The sequence below is a fragment of the Luteimonas endophytica genome, assembly GCF_029887875.1.
Lineage (GTDB): Bacteria > Pseudomonadota > Gammaproteobacteria > Xanthomonadales > Xanthomonadaceae > Luteimonas > Luteimonas endophytica.
In genome coordinates, this window is the sequence record NZ_JARXRM010000019.1 from 126,940 (window position 1) to 139,009 (window position 12,070).

Consider the following 12,070-nt stretch of genomic DNA (forward strand, 5'->3'; position numbering starts at 1 on the left):
GGTGCCATGCTGGGTCATCTCCCTCCGAGCGCCCGTTTCCACGATGTCGAACGCCCGGCAACTGCTCGGTCACTGGCTGCGCCTGCGGCGCCGCCTGTGGCGGCTCGGGCAGAACGCTTCGGGCAAGCCGGCGCAGGCCGAGCAGCCGCTGCGCTCGCCCCTGTTCAGCGCCGAGCAGATGGAAGCCCACGGCCGCGCCCTGGCGCGGGTGCACGTGCTGCGGGCGCAGTCGGGACCCGACCAGCTGCTGCCGCGCCTGCGCGAGAACGAGGACCTGCTCCAGCGCGCCAATGCGCTGCTGGCGCGGATGGTCCAGGACGACGTGCGCATCACTCCCGCCGGCGAATGGCTGCTGGACAACTTCTACCTGATCGAGGAGCAGGTCCGCACCGCGCGCCGGCATCTGCCGCGCAACTACAGCCGCGAGCTTCCCGCCCTGGCCGGCGGCCCGTCCGCCGGGGTACCGCGGGTCTACGACCTGGCGATGGAGGCGGTGGCGCACGGCGACGGCCGCATCGACGCCGAGGCCATGACCCGCTTCGTCGCCGCCTACCAGTCGCGCGCGCCGCTCACCCTCGGCGAACTCTGGGCGATCCCGATCATGCTGCGCCTGGCGGTGATCGAGAACCTGCGGCGCATGGCGGCGCGGGTGATGCACGACGGCATCGAGCGGCGCGAGGCCGGCGACTGGGCCCGGCTGCTCAACCAGACCGCCACCCACAGCCCCACCGAGGTCGTGTTGGTGGTCGCCGACCTGGCGCGCGCCCAGCGCGCGGTGACCGGCGCGTTCGTGGCCGAACTGGCGCGCGGGGTGCAGGGCCGCAGCCTGGCGCTGGCGATGCCGATGAACTGGATCGAACAGTGGGTGGAACACAGCGGCCAGAACGTCGAGTCGCTGGTGCAGGCGGAGAGCCAGCAGCAGGCCGCCGACCAGGTCTCGGTGAGCAACAGCATCGCCAGCCTGCGCCTGCTCGCGACCATCGACTGGCGCGAGTTCGTCGAGAACCTGAGCATGGTCGAACGGACCCTGCGCGAGGATCCGGACGGCACCTACGCGCAGATGGATTTCGCCACCCGCGACAGCTACCGCCACGCCCTGGAACGGCTCGCCCGGCGTAGCGGCATCGACGAGATCGCCGTGGCCCGCACGATCCTCGGGCTGGCGCGAGCACACGCCGGGGCGCGCGACACCCGCGCCCATGTCGGCCACTATCTGGTCGGGGACGGGCACGCGCAAGCCTGCGCGGCGGTCTGCGCGCTCGACGGCGCGCGCGCGGTGCAGGCGCCTCCGGCGACCATCCCGCTGCCGGCCTACCTGCTGCCGATCGGCGCGGCGGTGGCGTTCTTCACCTGGGGCCTGCTTTCCACGCTCGACGGCCCGGTGCCGGGAGAAGCGCTGCGGTGGCTGCTCGTTGCGCTGGCGGTGGTGGTGTTCAGCGAACTCGGCATCGCCCTGGTCAATTGGCTGGCGACGGTGCTGGTGCCGCCGCGGCCGCTGCCGCGGCTGGACTTCTCGCGCGGGATGCCGCGCGCCGCGCGCACCCTGGTGGCGGTGCCGAGCATGATCGGCAGCGCCGCCGCGGTCGACGGCCTGGTGGAGGGACTGGAGGTGCGGTTCCTCGCCAACCGCGACCCCTACCTGCACTTCGTCCTGTTGACCGACTTCCTCGATGCCGACCACGAACTGGTCGAGGAGGAACGGGCGTTACTCGACCACGCGGTGCGGCAGATCGACCGGCTCAACGCGCGCTACGCGCCCGAGCACGGCGGCCGGTTCTTCCTGCTGCACCGGGCCCGCCGCTGGAATCCGCGCGAGCGCAGCTGGATCGGTCCGGAGCGCAAGCGCGGCAAGCTGGCGGCGCTCAACCGGCTGCTGCGCGGCGCGGCGCCGGCCCAGGAATTCATGCGCACCGCCGGCAACCTGGCGATGCTCGGCAACGTCCGCTACGTGATCACCCTGGACACCGACACCCGCCTGCCGCGCGATGCCGCACGCGAGTTCGCCGCGACCATGGCCCATCCGCTCAACCGGCCGCGCTTCGACGAGCGCCGGCGCCGGGTCACCCGCGGCTACGGGATCCTGCAGCCCGCCATCGGCAGCAGCATGGGCCCGGGGCGCAGCACCCGCTACGCCCGCCTGTTCGGCAGCGAGCCTGGCATCGATCCCTACACGCGCACGGTCTCGGACGTCTATCAGGATCTGTTCGGCGAGGGCTCGTTCGTCGGCAAGGGAATCTACGATGTCGACGCGTTCGAATACGCGCTGGGCGACCGCTTTCCGGACAACAGCATCCTCAGCCACGACCTGCTGGAAGGGTGCTACGCCCGCGCCGGGCTGGTCAGCGACGTGCAGCTGTTCGAGGATCCGCCCGCGCGCTACGCGGCCGAGGTCAAGCGCCGCCACCGCTGGATCCGCGGCGATTGGCAGCTGCTGCCGTGGCTGCTGCCCTGGGTCCCGCGCGCGAACGGGGGGGTGGAGCGCAATCCGCTGTCGTGGCTCTCGCGCGGCAAGCTGCTGGACAACCTGCGCCGCAGCCTGGTGCCGGGGGCGGCCACCGCGCTGCTGGTGACGGGTTGGGCGCTGGCCCCCGCTCCGCTGGCCTGGACCGCCTGGCTGCTGGGCCTGTGGCTGCTGCCGGTGCTGGTCCCGGCGGCGCGGAACGTGCTGGCGCGGCCGCCGGACATGGCGCTGGAACCGCATCTGCTGCAGGTGGGCCGCGCCGCGGCCCGCCAGCTGCAGGCGGCGCTGGTCAACCTCGCCTGTCTGCCCTACGAGGCGTGGTTCAGCCTCGACGCGACCGCGCGCAGCCTGTGGCGGATGGCGGTCAGCCGCCGCCACCTGCTGCAGTGGAGCCCGTCGAGCGAGGTGGAACGCAAGCTCGACCGCGACGCCCTTGGCGAACTGCGCAGCATGTGGTTCGCGCCGGCCTTCGCGGTGGCGGTGACGCTGCTGGTGGCGTGGATCAACCCGGGCGCGCTCTGGGTCGCGGCGCCGCTGCTGGCGTGGTGGGCGGGCTCGCCGCTGCTGATGACCTGGCTGGGCCGGACGCCGCCGCCGCGGCGCGCACGGCTCTCGGCGACCCAGCTGGACTTCCTGGGGCGGCTGGCGCGGCGCACCTGGGCCTTCTTCGAGGTCCACGTCCGCGCCGAGGACCACTGGCTGCCGCCGGACAACATCCAGGAGCACCCGGTGGCGGCGATCGCCCACCGCACCTCGCCGACCAACATCGGGCTGTCGATGCTGGCGAACCTGGCCGCCTGGGACTTCGGCTACCTGCAGGCGGGCGGCGTGATGGAACGCACCCGCCTGACGCTGCACACGCTGGACGCGCTGCCCCGTCACCGCGGCCACTTCTACAACTGGTACGACACCCAGACCCTGCAGCCGCTGCCGCCGCGCTATATCTCGACCGTGGACAGCGGCAACCTGGCCGGCCACCTGCTGACCCTGCGCCAGGGGCTGCTGGCGCTGCCGGACGCGCCGCTGCTCGCGCCGGCGACGTTCGAAGGACTGGCGCATACCCTCGGGGTGCTGCGCGAGCAGGAACCGCCGGCGGGAGGCGCCGGCGCCGACGGGCTGGATCCCCGGCTCGACGCGTTCGAGGCCCGGCTGGGGGAGCTGCGCGCGGCGCCGCCTTCCGAGCCCGCCGCCGCGTCCGCCGCGCTCGCCGGACTGGCCCGGCAGGCCGAGGCGATCGCGGCGGCATGGCCATACCGGCCCGCGGACGCAGCCGAGGCGCCGGCGCTGCTCCCGGACTGGCCGCAGGCCCTGCTGCAGGCCTGCCGCGCGGCGTGCGCGGAACTGGATGCGTTCGCGCCCTGGCCGCGGCTCGACGGCGGCACCGACGCGACCGGCATCCCCACGCTGCGCCAGCTGCGCGATCGCAGCAGCGACCCGCTGGCGCGGCTGCGCGCCGCCGACCGGATCCTCGAACTCGAAGCGCTGGCGCACCGCGTCGGCCAGTACTCGCTGATGGAGTACGGCTTCCTCTACGACCGCAGCCGCCACCTGCTGGCGATCGGCTACGACGTCGAGGAGCGCCGGCTCGACAACGGCTACTACGACCTCCTCGCGTCCGAGGCGCGCCTGGGCAGCTTCGTCGCGATCGCCCAGGGCCAGCTGCCGAAGGACACCTGGTTCGCGCTCGGGCGCCTGCTGACCGAGGTCGACGGCCGCGCCGCGCTGCTGTCGTGGAGCGGCTCGATGTTCGAATACCTGATGCCGCAACTGGTGATGCCGAGCTACCCCGACACGCTGCTGGCGCAAACCAGCCGGCATGCGGTGGAGGCGCAGATCGGCTACGGACGCCAGCGCGGGGTGCCGTGGGGCATCTCCGAATGCGGCTACAACACCGTCGATGCGCGGATGAACTACCAGTACCGCGCGTTCGGCGTACCCGGCCTGGGGCTCAAGCGCGGACTGGCCCAGGACCTGGTGATCGCGCCCTACGCCAGCATGATGGCGCTGATGGTGGCGCCGGAGGAGGCGGCCCAGAACCTGCAGCGCCTGGCCGGGCTCGGCTTCGGCGGCGAATTCGGCCTGTACGAGGCGATCGACTACACCCCGGCGCGGGTGCAGCGCGGCCAGGAGTACGCCGTGGTGCGCTCGTTCATGGCCCACCACCAGGGCATGGGCCTGCTGTCGCTCGCGTATCTGCTGCGCGAGCGGCCGATGCAGCGGCGTTTCGCCGCCGACCCGCAGTTCCAGGCGACCCTGTTGCTGCTGCAGGAGCGGGTGCCGCACACCGGCGTGTTCCACCCGCACGAGGCCGAGGCCGGCGCGCGCGTGGTGGTCGAGACCAGCGAGACCCGGCTGCGCGTGTTCCGCAACCCGGACACCTCGCGGCCGGCGGTGCAGATGCTGTCCAATGGCCGCTTCCACGGCCTGTTCACGGCGGCGGGCGGCGGCGGCCTGCGGCTGCGCGACATGGCGGTGACGCGCTGGCGCGAGGACGGCACCCGCGATCACTGGGGCAGCTTCTGCTATCTGCGCGACGTCGACAGCGGCGGCTACTGGTCGGCCGCGTACCAGCCGACCTGCGTCGCGGTGAAGCACTACGAGGCGATCTTCTCCGACGCCAAGGCGGAGTACCGCGGCCGCAAGTTCGGGTTCGACACCCACATGGAGATCGCGATCTCGGCCGAGGACGACATCGAGCTGCGCCGGCTGCGCGTCTCCAATCGCTCGCGGCGCACGCGCACCATCGAGATCACCACCTACGCCGAAGTGGTACTGGCCCAGGGGATCGCCGACGAGGCGCACCCGGCCTTCGGCAACCTGTTCGTGCAGACCGAGCTGCTGGCCGGCAAGCAGGCCCTGCTGGCGACGCGGCGCCCGCGCTCCCACGCCGAAGCCACGCCGTGGATGTTCCACCTGGTGGCGGTGCACGAGGCCGACATCGGCGCGATTTCGTACGAGACCGACCGCGGGCGTTTCCTGGGCCGCGGCAACACCCCGCGCGCACCGTTGGCGCTGACCTCGCTGGAGCCGCTGTCCGGCACGGTCGGTTCGGTGCTCGACCCGATCGTCGCGATCCGCTGCCGGATCGAACTGGCGCCCGAACAGACCGCGATCGTCGACATGGTCAGCGGCGTTTCCGGCGACCGCGAAGGCTGCGCCACCCTGATCGACAAGTATCGCGACCGGCGCCTGGCCGACCGCGTTTTCGACCTGGCCTGGACCCATAGCCAGGTGGTGCGCCGCCAGATCAACGCCTCGCAGGCGGATGCGCAGCTCTACGAGCGCCTGGCCGGCCTGATCGTCTATGCGCATCCGCTGCTGCGCGCCGACAGCGCGGTGCTGCTGCAGAACCGCCGCGGCCAGCCGGCCCTGTGGGGCCACTCGATCTCCGGCGACCTGCCGATCGTGCTGGTGCGGATCACCGACTCGGCCAACATCGAGCTGGTGCGGCAGATGGTGCAGGCGCATGCGTACTGGCGGCTCAAGGGCCTGAACGTCGACATGGTGGTCTGGAACGAAGACACCGCCGGCTACCGCCAGGAGTTGCAGGAGCGGATCCTCGGCATGGTCTCGGCCGGTCCCGAGGGCGGCATGCTGGACCGCCCGGGCGGTGTGTTCGTGCGGATGGCGCAGCACATCCAGCAGGAGGACCGCATCCTGCTGCAGGCCGCGGCGCGGGTGATCGTCGGCGACGAGCACGGCACCCTGGAGGCGCAGGTCGGCCGCAGCATCCCGCCCGAACGCGCACCGCCGCTGCTGCACCCTGCCGGCGCCGTCGCCGAGACCGCGAGGAAGGCGCGCGCCGCGGTGGCCGCCGCGCCGGCGTTGCCACCACCCGTGCCGACACCCCCATGGCCGTCGCCGGTATCGGGCGACGACGACCCGTGGCCGTTCGACCCCGCCGCAGCGGCGACGATGCTCGACAACGGGACCGGCGCCTTCTCCGCCGATGGCGGCGAGTACCTGATCGCGCTGCGCGAAGGCGCCGCCACGCCGGCGCCGTGGTGCAACGTGCTGGCCAACGAGCGCTTCGGCACCGTGCTCAGCGAGAGCGCCGCGGGCTACACCTGGCTGGGCAACGCGCACGAATTCCGGCTGACCCCGTGGCACAACGACCCGGTCGCCGACACCGGCGGCGAGGCGCTGTACCTGCGCGACGAGGACAGCGGCCTGGTCTGGTCGCCGCAAGCCCTGCCCTGCCGCGGCGCTGGCGACTACCGCACCCGCCATGGGTTCGGCTACAGCGTGTATTCCCACGTCGAGGACGGCATCGCCAGCGAGCTGTGGGTCTACGTGGCCCCGCGCGACGCGATCAAGTTCTCGGTCCTGCGGCTGCGCAACCTGTCGGGGCGCGCGCGCCGGCTGTCGGCGACCGCCTACGTCGAATGGGTGCTCGGCGACCTCCGCCGCAATTCGCTGCTGCACATCGTCACCGGCCTCGACGAGGCCAGCGGCGCCCTCACCGCGCGCAATCCATACAGCACCGAGTCCGGTGGCAGGGTGGCGTTCCTGGACGTCGACGGCGCGGCCGGCAAGCGCGCCTTCACCGCCGACCGCACCGAGTTCATCGGCCGCAACGGCAGCCTCGCCGCGCCGGCTGCGCTGCGCAACGCCACCCTGTCGGGTCGGCTCGGCGCCGCGCTCGATCCGTGCGCGGCGCTCCAGGTGGGGCTGGCGCTGGCGCCCGGCCAGACCTCGGAGACGGTCTTCCGGCTCGGCGCCGGGGAAGACGCCCACGACGCGTCCCGGCTCGCCCTGCGCAGCAAGGGCGCCCGGGTCGCGCACGACGCCCTGGCCGAGGTCCGCAGGCACTGGGAACGGACCCTCGGGGCGGTGCAGGTGCAAACCCCCGAGCCGGAACTGGACGTGCTGGTCAACGGCTGGCTGCTGTACCAGACCCTGGGCTGCCGGCACCTGGCGCGCAGCGGCTACTACCAGTCCGGCGGCGCGTTCGGCTTCCGCGACCAGCTGCAGGACACCATGGCCACCGTGCACGCCGCGCCCGGGACCACCCGTGCGCACCTCCTGGCCAGCGCCGCGCATCAGTTCCCCCAGGGCGACGTGCTGCACTGGTGGCACCCGCCAGGCGACCGCGGCGTGCGCACCCGCTGTTCCGACGACTTCCTGTGGCTGCCGCTGGCGGTATGCCGCTACCTCGAGGTGACCGGCGACGCCGGGGTGCTGGACGAGCATGCCGCTTACGTCGAAGGGCGCCTGGTGAGTCCGGACGAGGAGTCCTATTACGACCTGCCGGTGCCATCGCGGCTGCGCGAGCCGCTGTACGCGCACTGCGTGCGCGCGCTGCGCCGCGGCATGCAGCTGCGCGGCGAGCGCGGACTGCCGCTGATCGGTACCGGCGACTGGAACGACGGCATGAACCGGGTCGGCGATGGCGGCCGCGGCGAGAGCGTCTGGCTTGGTTTCTTCCTGGCCACCGCGCTGCAGCGCTTCGCCGCGGTGGCGCACGCGCGCGGCGACGATGCGTTCGCGAAGGAGTGCGCGGCGGTGCGCGCGGAACTGGAGCGCAACCTCGACGCCCACGCCTGGGACGGCGACTGGTACCGGCGCGCCTGGTTCGACGACGGCACCCCGCTGGGCTCGGCGCAGAACGAGGAATGCCGCATCGACTCGATCTCGCAGAGCTGGGCGGTGCTGTCCGGGGCGGCCGAGCCGGCCCGCGCGCGGCGGGCGATGGAGGCGCTGGACCGCCACCTGGTGCGCCGGGAAGCCGGCCTGGTGCAGCTGCTGGACCCGCCGTTCGACCGCATCGTGCAGGACCCGGGCTACATCCGCGGCTACGTGCCCGGGGTGCGCGAGAACGGCGGCCAGTACACCCACGCGGCGGTCTGGGCGGCGATGGCCTTCGCGCAGCTCGGCGACGGCGAGCGCGCCTGGGAGCTGGCGCGGATGATCAATCCGCTCGGCCACGCCCGCGACGCCGAGGCGGTGGAACGCTACAAGGTGGAACCGTACGTCATGGCCGCCGATGTCTACGGCGTGGCGCCGCACGTCGGCCGCGGCGGCTGGACCTGGTACACCGGTTCGGCCGGCTGGATGTACCGGTTGCTGACCGAGTCCCTGCTCGGCCTGGAGCGCCGCGGCGACGCCCTGCGGCTGACGCCCTGCCTCCCGGCCGACTGGCCAGGCTTCACGCTGCGCTACCGCTTCGGCGAGAGCCTGTACCGGATCGAGGTCAGCTGTTTCGACGCCACGGCAGAAGGCGACGCACCGACCCCGCGCCTGCTGCTGGATGGCGCCGAACAGCCATCGCCCTGGATCGCCCTGCTCGACGACGGCGCCGACCACCGCGCCGAACTGCACTGGCCCGCGCTGCGCCGCTGATGCGGCGATGCGTAGCGGCGGTGCTTCTGAGCCAAAGGGGGGGGCCGGGCCATCGGGCGGGGGTGGCGCCGCAAGTCGCTCCCCGATACTCGCTTGGTTGCGGCGCCACCCCCACCCGATGGAGTGAGATCACCGGCGCTTCCAAGAAAAGCGGGGACCGACGCGGCCAAGGCCCAGCTGCGACCCACGCTTTCCGGCCCGATCACCGCATCGTCCCCAGCGGGCCGGGGGATGCGTGACAACCAAGCGAGTATCGGGGAGCGACTTGGCACGTATCCCCCGGCCCNCCCGCCCCCCCGCGCGCTTTCCAGCATTGCACGCGTCTCCCGAAGCACTCCCGACCAGATGACCCTGGGCGACAGATACGGACCACCGGCGACACGGCGGCGCGGCGCCGGCACTGAAGGCGGCGGCCACGGGCCCGGCCGCAATTGGCGCGGCCCTTGCATGTCCGTGGGCATCCGGACGCAGGCGCGTCCGTTGCCGAGGAGCGGGCATGACCTGGACCATCCACCTGCAACCCGGCGTCGGCTACCTGCTCAGGGACGAGGCCGGCGCCGAATACCTGCCGCGCTCCAACCGCCCGCTGATCTTCGCCGATGCGGAGCAGGCGCTGGCGGTCGCGGCGAGGCTGAACGCGCGCGCCGCCGCGCGGGCGGCGCGCCGGCCGGTCCCGGCCGGCTGAACCGGTGAACCCGGCGATGGCGGGGAGGGCGGCTTGCACCGCGCAGGCGCCTGACGCGACCTGCGCGCAGCCGGATTCGGCGTGAAGAGAGGGCGGGCGTGTGGTGGGTCGTGTTGGATTCGAACCAACGACCAGCGGATTAAAAGTCCGATGCTCTACCGACTGAGCTAACGACCCGGGACGCCCGCACCTCGTCGAGGACGACGCAGGGCGAGCTGGATATTGTGCCACGGCCCGCGGTTTTCGCCGACCCCTGCCACCGCGCGATGATGACCGCTAGGGTTCGCTCTGCCGCCGTCGCGAACCTCACGGCAGGCCGCTCTCGGCGGCGGCCCGTGAGCGCGAGCGCCACGCGCGCCCCAGATCGCCCCGCCCCGGCTATTTGATCCTAATCAAGTCGCCTCCGGCCGAGGCCGGCCACAATGCACGCAGGATCCGGAGAACCCAGCCCCATGGCCCATCAGCCCAACCTCGTATCGGACGTCGACCCCGCCACCGCGCGCGCCGCACCCGCCCCCGGCGGCACCTACAACGACAAGGTGGTGATCCAGTTCGCCGTGGCCACCGTGGTCTGGGGCATCGTCGGCATGCTGGTGGGCGTGGTGATCGCCGCCCAGCTGTACTGGCCGACCCTGTTCGAGGGCGTTTCCTGGCTCAGCTACGGGCGGCTGCGCCCGCTGCACACCAATGCGGTGATCTTCGCCTTCGGCGGCAGCGCGCTGTTCGCCACCAGCCTGCACGTGGTGCAACGCACCTGCCACGTGCGGCTGATCTCCGACCGCCTGGCGGCGTTCGTGTTCTGGGGCTGGCAGCTGGTGATCGTCTCGGCCGCGGTCACCTTGCCGCTGGGCATCACCCAGAGCAAGGAGTACGCCGAACTCGAATGGCCGGTCGACCTGCTGATCACGGTGGTCTGGCTGGCGTACGCCTGGCTGTTCTTCGGCACCATCGCCAAGCGCCGGGTCCGGCACATCTACGTGGCAAACTGGTTCTACGGCGCCTACATCATCACCATCGCGCTGCTGCACGTGGTCAACAACCTGGCGCTGCCGGTGGGCATGCTCAAGTCCTACCAGGTCTACACCGGCGCGGTCGACGCGATGGTGCAATGGTGGTACGGCCACAATGCGGTCGGCTTCTTCCTGACCGCCGGCTTCTTGGGCATGATGTACTACTACGTGCCCAAGCAGGCGGGCCGGCCGATCTACTCTTACCGGCTGTCGATCGTGCACTTCTGGGCGCTGATCGCGGTGTACATGTGGGCCGGCCCGCACCACCTGCAGTACACCGCGCTGCCCGACTGGGCGCAGTCGGTGGGCATGGTGTTCTCGCTGATCCTGCTGGCGCCCAGCTGGGGCGGTGCGATCAACGGCATCATGACCCTGTCGGGCGTCTGGCATAAGCTGCGCACCGACCCGATCCTCAAGTTCCTCATCGTCGCGATCAGCTTCTACATGATCGCCACCTTCGAGGGGCCGATGATGTCGATCAAGACGGTCAACTCGCTGTCGCACTACACCGACTGGACCGTCGGCCACGTCCATGCCGGCGCGCTCGGCTGGGTGGCGATGATCTCGATCGGATCGATCTACTCGCTGCTGCCGCGGCTGCTGGGCCTGCAAGGCATGTATTCGACCAAGTGGATCGACCTGCATTTCTGGATCCACACCCTCGGCGTGGTGCTGTACATCGCCTCCATGTGGATCGCCGGGGTGATGCAGGGCCTGATGTGGCGCGCCACCAACGACGACGGCACCCTGACCTACAGCTTCGTCGAGGCCCTCAACGCCACTTACCCGTATTACTTCGTGCGCCTGCTCGGCGGCCTGGTGGTGGTGGGCGGCATGCTGCTGATGGCGCTCAACACCTGGAAGACCTTCGCCATGGCACGCGATCCGGCGCCGCAGCCGGTGCTGCCGCCCGACCCCAGCGACGAACGCGCCATGCCCGGGAGCGCCGCATGAGCAACAACAACCCGCACGAGAAAATCGAGAAGAACGTCGGCCTGATGGCGGTGCTGATCGCCGTGGCGGTGTCGTTCGGCGGCCTGGCCGAGATCGTGCCGCTGATGTACCAGGCCGAGGCGGTCGAGCCGCTGCCCGGGGTGGAGCCCTATCCGCCGCTGCAGCTGGCCGGGCGCGACGTGTATGTCCGCGAGGGCTGCTACAACTGCCACTCGCAGATGGTGCGCACCCTGCGCTTCGAGACCGAGCGCTACGGCCACTACTCGCTGGCCGGCGAGTCGGTCTACGACCGCCCGTTCCAGTGGGGCTCCAAGCGCACCGGTCCGGACCTGGCGCGCGTCGGCGGCCGCTACCCGGACGACTGGCACCGCGTGCACCTGAACAATCCTCGCGACGTGGTGCCCGAATCCAACATGCCCAGCTATCCCTGGCTGGCCGCGGCGCAGCTGGACGGGGACACCGTGACCCGGCGGATGAGGGCGCTGCAGACGCTGGGCGATCCCTACACCGACGAACAGATCGCCGGAGCCGCCGCGGAGGTGGCCGGCAAGACCGAACTCGACGCCGTGGTCGCCTATCTGCAGGGACTCGGCCGCCACGCACCCAGGGGGCAATGAC

At 71.7% G+C, this 12,070-nt stretch carries 4 protein-coding genes and 1 tRNA gene; 4 read left to right on the forward strand and 1 reads right to left on the reverse strand.

Annotated features, from left to right (window positions below; all coding sequences use genetic code 11):
* Positions 1-43: 43 nt before the first annotated feature.
* Positions 44-8,803, forward strand: a complete 8,760-nt coding sequence (locus tag QFW77_RS04370) for a glycoside hydrolase family 94 protein (RefSeq protein ID WP_280573080.1) — start codon at positions 44-46, stop codon at positions 8,801-8,803.
* Between the two features lie 496 nt (positions 8,804-9,299).
* Positions 9,300-9,488: a hypothetical protein gene (locus tag QFW77_RS04375; RefSeq protein WP_280573081.1), complete on the forward strand. Its 189-nt coding sequence runs from the start codon at positions 9,300-9,302 to the stop codon at positions 9,486-9,488.
* A gap of 101 nt (positions 9,489-9,589) precedes the next feature.
* Here the strand turns inward: QFW77_RS04375 and QFW77_RS04380 are convergent.
* Positions 9,590-9,665: transfer RNA gene (locus QFW77_RS04380), tRNA-Lys, on the reverse strand.
* Positions 9,666-9,940: 275 nt separating this feature from the next.
* On the opposite strand from QFW77_RS04380, the gene ccoN reads away from it, so the two are divergent.
* Together ccoN and ccoO are read left to right on the forward strand one after the other, a co-directional pair.
* Positions 9,941-11,452 (forward strand): cytochrome-c oxidase, cbb3-type subunit I, encoded by a 1,512-nt coding sequence (gene ccoN, locus QFW77_RS04385; RefSeq protein ID WP_280573082.1) that lies wholly within the window; start codon positions 9,941-9,943, stop codon positions 11,450-11,452.
* Positions 11,449-12,069 carry a cytochrome-c oxidase, cbb3-type subunit II gene (gene ccoO, locus QFW77_RS04390; RefSeq protein WP_280573083.1) on the forward strand — a complete coding sequence of 207 codons (621 nt, stop codon included), beginning with the start codon at positions 11,449-11,451 and terminating at the stop codon, positions 12,067-12,069. The genes ccoN and ccoO overlap by 4 nt, the downstream gene beginning before the upstream one ends.
* The last annotated feature ends 1 nt before the right edge of the window (position 12,070 follow it).

Excerpts from the sequence above, each read along its gene's own strand:
- QFW77_RS04370 (WP_280573080.1), top strand. The coding sequence starts at position 44 with ATGTCGAACGCCCGGCAACTGCTCGGTCACTGGCTGCGCCTGCGGCGC.
- ccoO (WP_280573083.1), top strand. The coding sequence starts at position 11,449 with ATGAGCAACAACAACCCGCACGAGAAAATCGAGAAGAACGTCGGCCTG.
- QFW77_RS04375 (WP_280573081.1), top strand. The coding sequence starts at position 9,300 with ATGACCTGGACCATCCACCTGCAACCCGGCGTCGGCTACCTGCTCAGG.
- ccoN (WP_280573082.1), top strand. The coding sequence starts at position 9,941 with ATGGCCCATCAGCCCAACCTCGTATCGGACGTCGACCCCGCCACCGCG.